The organism is Candidatus Nanosynbacter lyticus (assembly GCF_030253515.1).
Lineage (GTDB): Bacteria > Patescibacteriota > Saccharimonadia > Saccharimonadales > Saccharimonadaceae > Nanosynbacter > Nanosynbacter lyticus_A.
Map to the genome: position 1 here is coordinate 442635 of NZ_CP124549.1, position 15209 is coordinate 457843.

The window sequence follows — 15209 nt, forward strand, 5'->3', positions numbered from 1 at the left end:
GGAAGATCTCTTAGTCTCAGCACGAGCCCGAGGTTTGCCCGCCCATCAAGCTCGCCCCTCGCTAAAACTACACTACTTCACTGTGACACATTATGACGCATAGGACGACGAATTGCAAGAGAAAAATAATTGAAAAATTGACTATCGTTAAGCAGCGGCTAGTTCTAAACGAAGGCACACTTCACCCAGTAATCTAGCCGCACGCTCACCGTCAGTGATCGTCGCTAACCATTCCCAGCTTCCATCGGTTTGAAGTTGCGCCGTATGTAGTCGATAATTACCAGCGACACCGCCAACCGAGTCACGTTTGACAATACGGCTAACTTGGTGATTTTGCGGATTAATATCTTTGACGTGACCCGGTAGTAGTAGAGCCCGCTCGTCAATATACATACCAAGATATGTTGGCCGATTATTTGGCCCAGTCTCATGATTAAGTACCGCATTTACCAGTCCCCGAAACAGATCCCAGCGTTTCATATTTCTAGCCCCATACCGCTCGAGATATATCAGATTATTATCCTGTACATCCGGAATATCTGAGGCCAAGCCTAAGGCATCGGTTCGACCTACACTTACTGCCGCCTTGATTGATGCATCTGCGAGCGCAACATAAATACCACCCTCGACAAGATCGGCTTGCCTCCGAAGTACTTCGGGCGTAAACTGTTCAGATTGATACAATCGTCTTATCTCGGAAGCGCTGATATCTGGCTTCACATGTACGAGAGACTCAACCCACAAGCAGCGCAGATCATCACACAATGAATCAGTAATATCACCACCACTTAATCGAACTGTCTCAATCATATCCTCTCCTATTTATGAAATATACTACAAATATCGAGCAATGCTGTCAAGGATCCGCGCGTGCACTTCCTCTGGGGCTCCGGCAGCTGACAATACTGGGATATTTCGCTCGGCAGCGATGGCTTCATAGGCGTGGTTAACCCTGTCCTGGAACGACTGCTCACGTGACTCAAATGTATCAGGCTGAGCGATGTGCCCGCGCTCCGCGATGCGCTGCTGGCGCTGGGTGTCGCTGAGCGTCAAGACCACCATCGCATCCGGCTGCAGGTATCGCTCGTCGGTAAATAGCTTTGTCATCCGCATAATCTCCTCCGCATCTAGCCCGTCGCCATAGCCCTGATAAGCCAGTGTTGAGATGTAATTACGCGCACTCAGAACGATCTCGCCGCGCTGTAGGGCTGGCTGAATCTTTTCGCGCCACAACTCGCGCCGCGCCGCTGAGAACAACGCTACATTAATTTCGCTAGAGCGCACCAGATTGCCATTTTTGACAATACGCCTCAGTTCATTGGCTACCGGCGTCGACTTTTCTGGATCGTCGCTGCCTGGCTCTTCGACCACGCACACGACGCGGCCACGCGCCCGGAAATAATCCGCCAGCATGGCTACTTGGGTTGACTTGCCCGTACCGTCGTTGCCTTCGATGACGATGTATCGACCGGGACGGCTCATTTGATACCCTCGCCTAGGCCGTTAATAATCGCCGGAGCATGACGCCGATCCTTGAACGCCCGCGGCAGCATCGTTTCCGGCCGCCAACTACGGATAAGCTCGGTGAGGTCGTCGGTGTGCTGGTACTTGCCGCTGATACCGCCACGCCCGTCAGCGTAACCGCCATCCACCGGCCCAGTCTGGTGAAAAATTAATTGCCCGATGCGCTCGCCAACTGGCAGTACCACGCTTTCGTGCTTGTTCAAATTGTAAATCTCGAGCGTAATCCGATTGATATAGCCCGGATCGATCCAGCCCGCATCAAAACACACCGCCACGCCGTTACGACCCCACGAGCTGCGGCTTTTCACCTCAGCCGCGCCGCCGTGCGCCCGAATGCCCACGAACTCGTGGGTGTGCGCCAAGATCCGTTCACCAGGACGCAGCACAATGATCGGATGCTCATCCGGAATATTACGAAACCGCCTAAAGCCGTTATGTTCGCACCACTCGGCGTGCGGTATCGCCATCAGCGGCCCCTTGAAATACCGCGCCACTTCCGCTTCGTCAAATGGATTATAAACACTTGACTGATCGTCAAATTCCTGTTTATAAAAATAATGCCCCAGCGTAAAGTCCAGGCTAGCTTCTGACACATTGTCCGGATCAAACGGCGTACAGACGATCGTTCCTTCCTCGATCGCTGCCAAAATTTCCCGGTTTGAATACACGCTCATGCCGCGCCTCCTCTTGTTTATCTTACCTCACTCCCCCGAGTGATTCTATTATGACAATATTTACCCGCTCGGGCAAGCTTTTCGTAAATTTTACATCATGCTAGACTGGGGGGTATGGAGAAAGCCATCATCGTTGCCTATGATACCAACCGCGCCATCGGTCAGGGTGGTGATTTGCCGTGGAGGCGGAGCTTACCGGCGGATCTGGCACATTTCAAGCGGCTGACCAAAGGTAGCGACGTCATCATGGGCCGAAAAACCTTCGAGTCGATCGGTTGCCGTCCGTTACCAGAGCGTGAAAACATTGTCATTTCCTCGCGGCCAACGGGTGTTAAGGGCGTGCTGACTGCGGTAAACCTGGAAAGTGCCCTGGCACTAGCTCGTTACAAAACCTTCATCATCGGTGGGGCGCGGGTGTATGGCGAGGCGCTGAACACACCAGAGATTGACACTATTTACGCCACCGAGGTCGACGCGTCATTCCCAGACGCCGACACCTTTTTTCCAGAGCTTGACATGACCGCCTGGCAGGAAGTGAGCCGCGTCCATCATCCCGCGGACACCGAGAACAAGTACGACTTTGATTTTGTGACGTATCGTAGAATAATTTAGCTGGGATCAACTCCGAACACCTTTGGATAATTTAGTGCGCCAACAAATTGTCCGAACACACTACACCGCAATCGGCGCCTTGATCGGTGGATGATGTTCGTAACCTTCCAGGCGAATATCGTCAATGGTGAAATTGTCAATGTTCTTAATGTCAGGATTCAGCCACAGTTTCGGTAGCGGCAGCGGCTGGCGCGACAGTTGCTCGTCAACCTGCGTGCGGTGATTATTATAAATATGCGCACTATTCAAGATATGGACAAATTCACCTGGTTGTTTATCTGTCACCTGGGCTATCATCGACAGCAGCAGGGAGTAGCTGGCGATATTAAACGGCACGCCGAGAAACATGTCCGCCGAACGCTGGGTCAGTGCTAAATCCAGCTTATCTTTCTCGCCATTTTCACCCGGGCGAACATTGAACTGGAACATAGTGTGGCATGGCGGCAGTCCACCAGCTCGAGCGATATCATCAATTTCCGCCACATTCCAAGCACTAACAATATTACGTCGCGACGTCGGATTATGTTTTATCATGTCGATGGCGTTTTGGATTTGATCAATCGCCCCACCTTTACCATCAGGCCATTTCCGCCACTGCACACCGTAGACTGGCCCCAAATCACCCCATTCCTCGGCAAAGGCGTGATCGGTCGCGATTTTACCGATAAACTCTTTCATGCCAGCACGCCACTCCTCGCCATTAATTTCTGGAATATCCTGGCCAGTTTTTTCCAGATAATTCTTATACGGCCACTCGTCCCAGATATGCACGCCATTTTGTGCCAAGTATTCAATGTTACCAGTGCCTTTAAGAAACCACAGCAGTTCATGTGCCACACTATTGAAATATAACTTCTTGGTAGTCATAGCCGGAAACCTGTTCGCCAAATCATACCGCGTTTGCACGCCAAACACTTCCGTCATGCCCGTGCCGGTGCGATCGCCTTTTTTCACGCCATTATCACGGACATGCCGCAGGGCGTCTAAATATTGCCTCATACTTCCCTCCTTGCCTCTCCTTAATTATGGCAAGATTCCATCGTAACCACAAGGTAGTTTTAACAACGTCACGGCCGTGTTCAATGTATTTACGGCTCGCGAGCACGAGACTTCTTGCGGCCTACGCCAGCTTGCTCAGCACCTTATCCACCAGCCCATACTGCACCGCCTCCTGAGGGCTCATCCAGTAGTCGCGTTCCATGTCGGCCTTGACCTTAGAGAGCTTCTGGCCGGTGTTTTTGGCCATGATTTTGGCAAGCATCTCCTTCACTTCCAGCGTTTCCTTTAGGTCAATTTCCATGTCGGTCACCTTGCCGCGCGTGCCGCTTGACGGCTGATGGATCATCACCTTGGCGTGTGGCAGACAAAACCGCTTGCCTTTGGCACCCGAGCTGAGCAGAAACGCACCCATGCTGGCCTGCAAGCCAATACCATAGGTCGCCACGTCCGGCTTGATAAAATTCATGGTATCGTAGATCGCCATGCCATCATACACGCTGCCGCCCGGGCTATTGATATAGAGCGAGATGTCCGCCTGCGGGTCAACGTACGCCAGATGTAGCAGCTGCGCCACCACGCTGTTAGCGGTATGTTCGTTAACCTCCTCGCCGAGGAAAATAATCCGCTCATTGAGCAGCCGCGAATAAATATCAAACGCCCGCTCGCCGTCGGCTGACTTTTCGATGACGGTGGGGATGAGATACGATGTTGTTTTCTGCATACACAACATTATATAAGCCGAGCTTGCTACTGTAAAGGATGGCCCGTTAATCTATATATTGAGACTTTTTATCAACCGCTCTTGCCCCGCACGTATTAGCTCCTGAGCCTCCTCTGTATGGAGCGGCACTAAGCGGACGTAGACCTGGCCCGATTGCTGTCCAGCGGCGACCAATATACCGAGCTGTTCATCAATATACGCAACGTGTTCAAAGCTATTCTCGCCATATTTAATACTCTCATCCCATATACTTGGATTTAATATGGCGCTATCACGCCCTCCTGACCATGTCGCAAAGACACCCATCCGGTCAATAGGGTTACTCCACTGTTTTGAGCGGACTATTGGGCCAATGAAAAGTGTATCTGCATTCGGAGCTATTTGGCGTAGTATATGATCCTCTGGGATGTCTATAGTAATACCGGCTCGGTCAGGCCCGCCGTAGCTAATGGGTATCTGGCCTGTGCCCATCGACGGCATTGTGATATGGCGAATTGACAGCGTTGGATCGAGAAAGGCAAGCTCAGGGGAAGAGAACATCGGTATCGTTGGATCTACCATGGAATCAAATAATGCACTATTTCCCATGACGCTATATCGTGAAGCATAGGGGTTTGGTTTTCCGCTGTCATCTTTCTCCAGACTATACCCCGCGGCGATAATCTCCTGAATAGGAGCAACGTGGAGACTATGGCGCCAATCTTTTTCCTTCTCGTCACCCCATGGCTGCAGGGCCCAGGCATGACCAAGACCGCGCTCGCCGCCCTCTGGAGCGAGCATATGTCCTAATTCGTGTGCAATCGTACCAATGGACACGCCACCCAAGTCACGCACAAGTGCGACTGGAGGCTGTTTGTCATCATACACGGTTAGACCAGCGTAGTAGTCCTTGTCTGTATCAGCAGAATCGACGATAACTATAGCCATATTACTTCTCGTTTTACGAGCATGGGCCTGACCAATCGCTTGAAGCAGACGCTGACCATAGGCAGGTTGTTTACCATCCTCAGTTATTCGTGTTGTATCAGGCGAGTGACCATCCCGGGTGAACCGCACATTAAGGTATAGATGGCTAGTCGTTAGCGCGATACGCCCAAGAGCATCTCGTACCCCAGAACTAATTTTTTCAATGCCTTGATGCGGCTCGGCGTTTTCTGGCAATAATTGCACGACGACAACACTTAGCGAGCCCAGCGGCGGAGCTTTTCGCTCATTATTGCGCTGTATCGGTATATTTTGACCTTGTTCTGATCCTAGATTTTTTATAGCCTCACCGATAAGAGTTCCAGCGCCCAAGCATCCAGCACCAAGCGCCATACCTCCCAAAAAACTGCGACGGCTAACCTTCTTGCCGCTCCCGTCTGTCTCTTGGAAATGCCCAGACTCCAACTCTGGACGCTCAGACTTTGAGGATTCACACATATTTTGCCATTATACCAGCTAATTGTAGGTTTGTCAATAAAACAGGGGCGGCCCTTTTGCCATCCCCTGCTTCAGATTATTTTATTGCTATGTCGTCGCTATTTACTATTCAGCTCAACCAGCTTGTCGATCGTCTTGTCGGTGATCATCCGATTGGCGATGTCACGGTGGACGTTTGGATCATCAAATCGCGCGGCCAGCTTGGCGTCCTTACCGTATTGCTGCTTGAAGGTGGAAATTTGCCTATCAAGCTCCTCACGGCTAACCTCCACACCCAGCTCCTTTGATAGCTCAGCCAGCACCAAGCCAGCCTTGACCCGCTTTTCAGCCGCCGGGCGAGCCTCTTTTTTCTGCCAATCGGCTTTATCTTTGAAACCTTGCGTCTTTAGATACGAGTCCATTGTCAGGCCACGATATGACAAATTTTGCATCAGATCTTGTTCAATTGACTGCAGCTGATCGTCGATCAACAGCTCTGGCAGCGCCACCTTGGAGCTATCCGCTAGTTCTGCCACCAGCTCATCCTTGAGCTTTTCCTTGGCCTCGCGCTCTTTTTGCGTGGTAATCTCGCGCTTGATGTCGGCCTTGAGCTCTTTGACATCGGTGAATGGGCCACACTTGGCGGCAAATTCATCATTGAGTTCCGGTAACTTCAGCTCATTTACTTTGTGCAGCGTCACACTAAACATCACCTTGGCGCCGGCCAGATTTTCAGCATGGTAATCCTTTGGAAATTCGAGGTCAAGATCAAATGTCTCGCCGGCCTTGTGGCCAACCACACCCTCTTCAAAGCCGGGGATAAACTGACCGCCACCCAGCTTCAGGGCAAAGTCCTTGGCCGAACCGCCGTCAAACGCCACGCCGTCTTTCTTGCCGACAAAGTCGATGATCGCCTCATCACCTTCTTGAGCCGCACGCTTGACCTCGGCTTTATCGACAAAATTCTGCTGCATTCGCTCGATGATTTCGTCGACGTCCTTGGCATCAACCTTGACGGCCTGAGGCTTGGCCTTGAGCTTTTTGTAATCACCTAATTTGACCGGCGGCACAACGGTCGCCTCGGCGGTGAACTCGACTTCTTGATTGGGGACAAATTTCTTGACCTCAACGCTCGGCCGCTCTAGCGCCTGCAGCTTCTCGTTCATAAAGGCCTCGGCGACCGCCTTGGACAGCGCGTTGTCTAGCACCTGCTCCTGGAGCGCCATTGGATTGACGTGCTTGGCAGCCACGCTGACCGGCACCTTACCCTTACGAAATCCCGGCACCTTGAGGTCGCGCGCCATCTTGGTCAGCGCCACCTGCTCAGCCGCATTCAGCTCGTCCGCCCCCAGCGTAATTGTCAAACAAACCTTGGTATCTGATAGTTTCTTTACAGTCGTCTTCATGACTACCTATTATAACAGGGGTAACGCTAAATCTCAAACGCCGCGTCGTCATCACCGTCGTAGCGCCGATCTTTGACCACGCTGATCATTCGCTCGAGACTGACTTTTTGTTCGGTTGACTCGATGAGGTTTTTGATCGTGTAGACACCCGAAGCGATCTCTTCTTCACCGACAAACGCCACGAATGGGATGTTCTTTTTGAGCGCGGTTTTCAGCTGCTTGTCTAACTTGCGCCCGCTGAAATCTAACTCGGCCCGCACCCCCTCGCTCCGCAGCGTCCGCGCCAAAGCATCTGCACCACCTAGCGATGCCGCGTCCACCGCGATGATGTACACATCGGTGTGCGTCGTTAGTTTTGGTAGCAACTCGTGCACCTCAAGGAACTGCTGCATCGTCGTCGCACCGAGCCCCACGCCGACCGTAGCGACCGGCTCAACACCAAATAGTCCGATCAGCCCATCATAGCGCCCGCCGCCGAATAGCGCTCGATTGTTCTCCGGCGAATTATCAAAAAACTCAAACACCGTACCGGTATAATAATCCAGCCCGCGCATCAGCGTCACGTCGAACATCGCATTACCGATGCCCTTCTGACGCAGCAGGGTCATCACCTGGCGAAGCTGCTGGACACTCGGGCTATCTGCCAGCTCCTCTGGTAGATCATCAACACTACGCATGCTGATTAGTTGGGCTAATTTTGGCAGGCCCGCCTTGGCTTCTTCTGAGCCAAAAATCTCGATGGCTTGCTCGCGGAAAGCTTCCGGCGAAATCTTATTCTTGCGATCAAGCAGCCGCGTCATCATCTGGGCGCCGATCACATCAAGGCCGAGAAACCCACTCATCAACTGATTGATCAGCTGGCGATTATTCACCCGCACCGTAAACATATCTTCGCGCGCGCCAAAGTTCATGATGCTACGGTAGCCAAACTCGATAATCTCCGCATCCGCCCACGGCCCCTCCGCACCAAACAGGTCGGCGTTCAATTGCCAAAACTCGCGTTCCCGCCCGCGCTGCGGCCGTTCGTAGCGCATGAAATTAGCGATAGAATACAGCCGGGCCGGCATGGCCAGTTCCTGGCGCCGACTGGCCACCATGCGAGAAATCGACGGCGTCATCTCTGGGCGAATTGCCACCTGACGACCACCACGATCAGTGAACAAGTAAGTCTGCTCGCCCGCTAATTCCTGCCCCGATTTGGCGGTGTAAATATCCAGCGGCTCGAGCAAGGGTGCGCCGTACTCCTCGTACCCAAAACTCTGCGCCGTGGCGTGCCACACCTTGAAAATATAGTTTTGCAGGCGCTTGTCCTCCGGGAAATAATCGCGCGCGCCCTTATAACTTTGGGTCGATAAATTGCTCATGGTTGCTTTTATTGTGGCATAGTGGGGCGAATTTTTCAACAACACCCGGCATGTGGGGGTCAACCGAGCACATGCTGCTGCAACCAGCAATACATCGCCACGGTGGCTGCCGCGCCGACATTGATGGAGCGGGTCGAGCCAAACTGTTCAATTGCCACAATTTTGTCTGCCGCCTGCGCCATCTCCTCGGAGATTCCCGGTCCTTCCTGACCAAACACCAGTACCGCACACTTTGGCAAGGCCGTCTCCGACATATTGATACTGCCAGGGATATTATCAATCGCAATAATTTCTCTGTTTTCAGACCGCATTAGCTCGACAAACTCCGCCGTCGAACTGACATACTGCACATGCAAATATTTATCCGTCATCATGGCGCCGCGCTTGTTCCATTGCCGCCGACCGATGACGTAAATCTGCCGCACCCCAAACGCATTAGCACTCCTGACGATCGTCCCCATGTTAAAATCCCGCTCGGTGTTCTCCAGAGCAATCACCAAGCCGTGGTCCTTGGCGTCCAGCTCTCTTATGATCTCCGCCTCGCTGCGACCTTTGAATTTGTCAGCTACATTTCGTGTGTCTTGCATCTCTGTTATTGTAGCAAATAGGGATGAAAAAACAGAAAAACTTGACAAAAATCATTGACATTTTTTCATATAAGTGATATATATATCAGCTTTTGTTGACGAGTTGAGTGAATCCTTGTCCGAAAGTGTTCATTGACAGGCAATCAAATACGAGGTGAGATTTTATTGCTTTTTATAGAAAATATGCAAAGAGGAGTAAAACCTCGCCTTGTACTAAAAACAGTACTTTATCACCCAGAGGGCGAGGAGAAAGACAAGGGCATGAATATCATCCGTAGCATTATCCTCCTCTCCAAAGCCCGTAGGCTTAGGCGTCGGCGTGATGAGTGCCAAGCTCGTCTCGACGAAATCGATAAGTCCCTGGACTATCATTTGGAGATTAGGGCAGAGGCAAAGGCCAGCTTTGACTCGCTAAACTCCCTGCTGGGTCTTAAATTTATTAATAGCCCTCAATGTAGGGATATATGCCAGATATATTCCGACGCTGACTGGGCCATTCAGGCCCTCAGCCTGGCACGAGAACGAACCGTCCAGGAAATCAATCGTATCAAGTACCTTCAAGGTAAGTATTGACACAGCTAACTACGGGGTTGATAAGTATCTGTTTTACTTACGGTTGCCTGTCAACCCTTTCTTTGAAATATGAATTTTACGTTAATAAAAATCACCCAGCCCAGGGTGATTTTCTTGTAGCGTAGTCGTCAATTCCTGGTGCGGATGAAAGGACTTGAACCTTCACGTACTTGCGTACACTAGCACCTGAAGCTAGCGCGTCTACCAATTCCGCCACATCCGCGTGACTACCGAGTATTATACACGACCAGCTGCCCATCCGCAAGGAGTTTGCCCAGCCGTTTCAGCCCGCCAGCCGACACCAAGCATTTAATTCTTCTGCCAGTTGCTTCATCGGCACGGCAGTCTTGATGCCTGGCGCGAGGATGCCTTTTGGATCAAAGATGTGCTTAATTTTTATATACAGATCACGCTCCTCGGGCGTCAGTGTTGGTTGGACAAATGCCGCCTTGAGCCGACCCTCGCCGCCAAACCCCGCGAACGACCCTTCGTGGCTAGTCACGATTCGCACCATGTCCGAGCAGAGTTTGAGGATACGTTGGCGATCACTGACCTTTTTGCTCGAGAACACCGGATAGCTATTGATCATGCCAGTCGTCGCGTCGATAAATAGCGGCATGGCCACGCCGTATTCTTTCTCGAGCGCACGCATCGACTTGATAAAGCCGTCCAGCTGCACACCCGGCAGCCACATCCCAGAGAATACCTGCGGCACGACACCGTGCTCATCGGCGGGATGCTCTGCCAAGGTCAGCACTGAATGTAGCGTAAACGCCTCTTTCATTTCCATGTCGCGTAGCTCGACCTGCACGGCTGTACCACCGCGAAGTGCGCGCAGTAACTTTTTGGCAGCCTTGTTGCGCGCGCGGTCCGAAAACGCATGAAAGAGCGCCACCACCACGCCACCGCGATAGCATTCTTTCGGCGCCCACGCTAGTTTTTTGCCCTGGGCTGCCGCCCGCGAAAAGAGCCGCCCGTCGATCAGCTCGACCGTCGAGGCGCCCGCTTGCAGGGCCGTGTCGACCGCCGCCTGCGCTGCATTCATTGAACTATACGCGGCGCTCACCACGGTCAATTCTGGATGGATGAAGTCAGCTTTCATGATTAGCTCGCCGATGATACCGAGGCTGCCTTGAGCGCCGACAAACAGCGGCGTAAGGTCAAACGAGCCGTCGCGCTGCCGCACCCGGGCGATACTCGAAAAGCCAGTCATCTCTGGCGCACTGGCATCAATCCGAGCGATCAGCGCTTCATTATCGGTTATCAAATTATCCAGCTGCCGGTACAATTCGCCCTCAAACGTCGCCAAGCCTTTCTTCTTGCTCAGTTCACGCTTGGATAGCCGACCAGTTTGCACGATATCGCCGCTTGATAGGACAACTTCCATCTGGTGAATTGACTGACTCAATAGACCGTACGCCGAGGACAGTATGCCAGCCGCCTCAGTACTAATCGCACCGCCAATCGTGCCGTCCTCCCCAGTCAACGAAATTTCCGGCAGACCCAAACCCTTGTGCGTTGACAGCACCGCTTGCGCTGCTCTATGAGAAATACCCGACTGGAGGTGGATCAACTGCTGCTTAGCATCAATTCCGACGACATTATGCATGTGTGCCGCCATGTCGATGGCGATGCCACGCCCGATCGCCGCACCCGTACTATCCGTGCCGCATCCGCGCGCATACACCGGCAAGACGTGACCCTTCTCCGCCAGCTGCGAACAAAACCGCAAGATCTTGCGCACATCACTCGTGTCCGCCACTCGTGCGATCAACTCCGGCTGCCGCGCCAGCACGCTCCCGTCCCGCTGCGCATCCGCCAAAGCACCGTCATGTGTCACCACTTCACCCGTCAGATGTTCATTCAAATACGTCGCAACCTTATTCATAGTCCCCCTTTTTCTGTTAATTTCATGATAGCATGGTCGAGGTGGGGCGTAAAGTGTATTGCTTGAGGGCGACGGATTGTGTATAATTGAGGGGTAGATGCGCCTGAAAGTACCGTGCGCGTCTTTGACAGTTAGCTATGCGGATGTGGTGGAATTGGTAGACACGCATGCCTTAGGAGCATGTGCCTCACGGCGTGAAGGTTCAAGTCCTTTCATCCGCACCAAGGTTTTATTTTATGGGAGATTAGCTCAGTTGGCTAGAGCGCACGATTCACATTCGTGAGGTCACAGGTTCGAGCCCTGTATTTCCCACCATTTAATATCGATATGAATATGGAATCTTTTTACGTTACATCGACCCGTCTTAACATAGAAATGGAAACCGAACCTCATCCGTCTGGTTTAGTTATATTTTCACGAAAGCTATCGCCCGACGGAGAGCCAATAGGACACATAATAGTGTCTCCTAAAAACCATCACACGGATGTATATTGTGACTATCTCAAGAAAAACATTGGTCTAATATCAGAGCGTGAGGGCTGGGGAGTGAGCATTATGCAAGACTCTAGCCGAGACAATGTAGCTCCAAACTATTTCACGCGAGTAGAGCCCGCCTATGGAATATGTATACCCCCATCCGACAATATACCTGATTGCCCCACCCTGCTAATAGCTGAAACAAGAAACAAAAGAGTACCAGAATTAGCTCATCAAAGACTGAGCATAGACCCGATACACATTAAGATGGCAATTCAAGCCCTAGGTATAGTGATGGAAAATCCAGATATTTTACATAGGACCGACGACAAGACCAGATTAATGCATTTTTCCGAAGATCAGCTTAATGAACAGTCTGTGACCATCTATTAAAGGTCCTATGGTCAAAACTAGCTATTAAATACAATCCCCCTGCTCTTTTTATTTTCTCCCACTCATGGTAAAATTTTATATTTAAGAGGAAGGTCTGCGTTAGCATCAGACCATAGTCGCGTACATTTCGCGCATTGAATTTTATTAACTATACTCGTGATCGGCCCAGTGCGAGCTTCGCCATAGATACCCGAGTCCATTCAGCACGTGCGCTCTCCGTGGGTCGGCTTATCTGATAGAGCAGTTCGCCCTTCGAATTTCTGTCTACTTCGACAAACCCCAATTGCCTCAGAACGCTGAGGTCACGTCGAATCTCGGGGATATCCCCTTTTGCTAATGAGGCAATCTCAAGAAGAGTCATCGGTATGCCGTGGACAAGCACCCCCAGTACGGTCTGCTTTGCGCTGATGGATCCCGGGGAATATACCAAGTCTTGAACCTGACGCCTTAGCAGATCCAAGAGATGCCGTTTCCCTACTTCTATTGAAGCTGGTTCTGGGTCGAGCACATTACCCTCATCCATGGATCGCGACCGATCTGACTTCTGAAGAACCACAAGCCTTTCGTAGGGCTTATTTGGCTGAGGGTTAAGACACACCGTCACGTGATTATTCTCCATTTGTGATATTTTCATACGACCTCCTTACGATATAACCGTCTTATCAATCAGGGTATTCGAAATTACATACTCCCGGGGAGCATCCCCCGCATAGTCATATGATATCATCTCTGCGGAGTAGGTCAAATCCAGCTCATCCTACTAATTTTTGAATACCTATGCTATATTAAAAAGCAGTATGGAGAAACAACGGCGTCCATTGCCACAATCACCGGAGCAAGAGTGGCTGGAAGATCAGCAGTCGCAGGGTGAGGCGGGTACGGATGGAACTCCAAGGGAGTGGCGTGAAGTGGTAGTGCAGGATTTAGAAACGGCAAAGCGCGACTCACCTGGTCGAAAGCCCCCTATTAAAGCAGTATACTCAGCGGGTGACATGAAAGTAACGGTCTTTGATGCAACGCCAGATCATGATGTCTGCATGAAAATCTCCTATAAGGGAAAGGCCAGAAATATCAGACTTCAACGATCAGACCCAGAGGGTGCTCTGCTGGCCCGGTTTGGTCCAGAGCTTGGTGCAGACATGATTCGCGTTATTCGACATGAACCCGAGGTAGATCGACACGATGTGAGTCGAAGGTTTTTTGAGACTGTCAATGCTATCCTATCAGAAACCGAATGATTAAATAGACCATCATGGTGGTTAATAGGGGCTGCTTAAGAGGTTACTGCCACTTGAGTATACCTGTCTGTCACATGACAACAGCCCTAGAGACTCCTCCACCTCCACCACAAACGTAATCCAGTGTTATACTATTACCATGAACACCAACACCGAATACGACCCGCTTCCACCCGGCCTGTTTGTCTGGATGGATTTGGAGTATACGACGACCGATGTTGATACGGCGCGGATACTCGAAGTCGCGGCGATTATCACCAATCGCCAGCTGGAGCAAATTGGCGAGCCGTTTTCTTTGACCTGTAAGCCCGATGACTTCTCCAAACACTCTATGCCCGAATCAGTTGTTGATATGCACACACGAAACGGCCTACTGAACGATGTCTCCGCGTCAACATATAACGAGGCCGCGCTCGAAAAGCAAGCGCTCAATTGGCTACAGCAAACCGCAAATGACGCTGTTTTAATTCACTGCGGCTATTATCTGCAATGTGACCGCGAGATCCTCGCGAGGCGCATGCCTGCGCTGTACGAGCGCTTGGGATTTCGGCAACTTGACGTGCGCTGCCTCGAGGAAATGGCCGATGCTTGGACGAGCCAGGGGCGATATCGACGAACCAGCCGCCACAATCATCGTGCGCTCGGCGATGTGAGGGAGGCAATCCTGCTAGCTGGGAAGTACAAAGAGCGGTTTGTGCCCAAGATATCACTAAACTAAATAACTTCCATATTTCGAGGAGATATGAGAGTTTATATGTTTTCAGCTCCAGCAGCATAATCAATAAAAACAAACAGCCCAAGATCTTTGCCTATCAGTTTCTCGTACGATACTTCTCCACGTCTATCCATTGATCTTCTATTGCCATCCTGGTATGTCATGTCGATTATATCTGGTTCAAAATAATCACCCGTAAATTGAGGAATATTCACTTCAAATCCATTATTTCTGGCTCTGGTAAAAGCCTGATCATCATTAGCTAATGGTAGCTCAAACATTATTTTACTTTCATGACCACCCAAGATTCCAACGAGAAGAGGAACTGTACGGTTAGATGGATAAACTATATATACGTGAATTACAACATTACCGCTACCACTCGTAAAGTCCGCTATACAAAATCGTCCCTCAATACGATCAACCTCACCTATATTGCTGTAACCAGAAATATCATCTCTTAGAAATATTACATCCTTTGAGAGCCAATAGATAGATGTTGATATGAGGTAGTTGGATTTATTATTTATAGCTTTTATGTCAAGTTTATTGTGACAATTTTTGATTATCGAGATGCTTAATTTCATATTTCCCCTTAATATATATTAACACCATAACGATGTTTTAGGTTAATGGA

15 protein-coding genes and 3 tRNA genes are annotated in these 15209 nt (G+C 50.8%); 6 read left to right on the forward strand and 12 right to left on the reverse strand.

All coding sequences use genetic code 11. The annotated features are described in order from the left end of the window. Nucleotides 1-147: 147 nt before the first annotated feature. Genes NLML1_RS02385 through dcd form a run of 3 tightly spaced genes read right to left on the reverse strand, consistent with a single transcriptional unit; the run spans nt 148 to nt 2198 of the window. On the reverse strand, nt 148-810 hold the full coding sequence (locus tag NLML1_RS02385; RefSeq protein WP_285441235.1) for a hypothetical protein: 663 nt from the start codon (nt 808-810) through the stop codon (nt 148-150). Between the two features lie 24 nt (nt 811-834). Further along, complete coding sequence (tmk, locus tag NLML1_RS02390; protein ID WP_285441236.1) at nt 835-1482, reverse strand: dTMP kinase; 648 nt, start codon at nt 1480-1482, stop codon at nt 835-837. Beyond that, nucleotides 1479-2198 (reverse strand): dCTP deaminase, encoded by a 720-nt coding sequence (gene dcd, locus NLML1_RS02395; protein WP_285441237.1) that lies wholly within the window; start codon nt 2196-2198, stop codon nt 1479-1481. The genes tmk and dcd overlap by 4 nt, the downstream gene beginning before the upstream one ends. Nucleotides 2199-2312: 114 nt before the next feature. Between dcd and NLML1_RS02400 the strand changes: the two genes are divergently transcribed. Continuing rightward, on the forward strand, nt 2313-2810 hold the full coding sequence (locus NLML1_RS02400; RefSeq protein WP_285441238.1) for a dihydrofolate reductase: 498 nt from the start codon (nt 2313-2315) through the stop codon (nt 2808-2810). Between the two features lie 60 nt (nt 2811-2870). Here the strand turns inward: NLML1_RS02400 and NLML1_RS02405 are convergent, their stop codons facing one another. From NLML1_RS02405 to NLML1_RS02440, 8 genes are all read right to left on the reverse strand, one after another. Further along, a complete protein-coding gene (locus NLML1_RS02405; RefSeq protein ID WP_285441239.1) occupies nt 2871-3809 on the reverse strand; it encodes a thymidylate synthase in 939 nt (312 codons plus the stop codon). 121 nt (nt 3810-3930) lie between these two features. Beyond that, nucleotides 3931-4530, reverse strand: coding sequence for an ATP-dependent Clp protease proteolytic subunit (locus NLML1_RS02410; protein WP_162420711.1), 600 nt, complete (start codon nt 4528-4530; stop codon nt 3931-3933). 51 nt (nt 4531-4581) lie between these two features. After that, a complete protein-coding gene (locus NLML1_RS02415) occupies nt 4582-5952 on the reverse strand; it encodes a twin-arginine translocation signal domain-containing protein (RefSeq protein ID WP_285441240.1) in 1371 nt (456 codons plus the stop codon). Between the two features lie 98 nt (nt 5953-6050). Further along, nucleotides 6051-7337, reverse strand: a complete 1287-nt coding sequence (tig, locus tag NLML1_RS02420) for a trigger factor (RefSeq protein ID WP_285441241.1) — start codon at nt 7335-7337, stop codon at nt 6051-6053. A gap of 26 nt (nt 7338-7363) precedes the next feature. Then, a complete protein-coding gene (hisS, locus tag NLML1_RS02425; RefSeq protein ID WP_285441242.1) occupies nt 7364-8701 on the reverse strand; it encodes a histidine--tRNA ligase in 1338 nt (445 codons plus the stop codon). A gap of 59 nt (nt 8702-8760) precedes the next feature. Further along, nucleotides 8761-9288 (reverse strand): TrmH family RNA methyltransferase, encoded by a 528-nt coding sequence (locus NLML1_RS02430; RefSeq protein WP_285441243.1) that lies wholly within the window; start codon nt 9286-9288, stop codon nt 8761-8763. Nucleotides 9289-9997: 709 nt separating this feature from the next. Further along, nucleotides 9998-10084: transfer RNA gene (locus tag NLML1_RS02435), tRNA-Leu, on the reverse strand. Between the two features lie 60 nt (nt 10085-10144). Continuing rightward, the gene (locus tag NLML1_RS02440) at nt 10145-11749 is read right to left on the reverse strand and encodes an FAD-binding oxidoreductase (protein WP_285441244.1); all 1605 of its coding nucleotides are present in this window, start codon (nt 11747-11749) and stop codon (nt 10145-10147) included. Between the two features lie 139 nt (nt 11750-11888). Between NLML1_RS02440 and NLML1_RS02445 the strand changes: the two genes are divergently transcribed. From NLML1_RS02445 to orn, 5 genes are all read left to right on the forward strand, one after another. Continuing rightward, nucleotides 11889-11973: transfer RNA gene (locus NLML1_RS02445), tRNA-Leu, on the forward strand. 14 nt (nt 11974-11987) lie between these two features. Then, nucleotides 11988-12064 (forward strand) — tRNA-Val (locus tag NLML1_RS02450). Between the two features lie 12 nt (nt 12065-12076). After that, complete coding sequence (locus tag NLML1_RS02455; RefSeq protein ID WP_285441245.1) at nt 12077-12619, forward strand: hypothetical protein; 543 nt, start codon at nt 12077-12079, stop codon at nt 12617-12619. Nucleotides 12620-13416: 797 nt separating this feature from the next. Further along, nucleotides 13417-13857 (forward strand): hypothetical protein, encoded by a 441-nt coding sequence (locus NLML1_RS02460; RefSeq protein ID WP_285441246.1) that lies wholly within the window; start codon nt 13417-13419, stop codon nt 13855-13857. Between the two features lie 139 nt (nt 13858-13996). After that, on the forward strand, nt 13997-14575 hold the full coding sequence (gene orn / locus NLML1_RS02465) for an oligoribonuclease (RefSeq protein ID WP_285441247.1): 579 nt from the start codon (nt 13997-13999) through the stop codon (nt 14573-14575). 32 nt (nt 14576-14607) lie between these two features. On the opposite strand, the gene NLML1_RS02470 is transcribed toward orn, so the two are convergent. Beyond that, a complete protein-coding gene (locus NLML1_RS02470) occupies nt 14608-15159 on the reverse strand; it encodes a hypothetical protein (protein ID WP_171278561.1) in 552 nt (183 codons plus the stop codon). Nucleotides 15160-15209 lie beyond the last annotated feature (50 nt).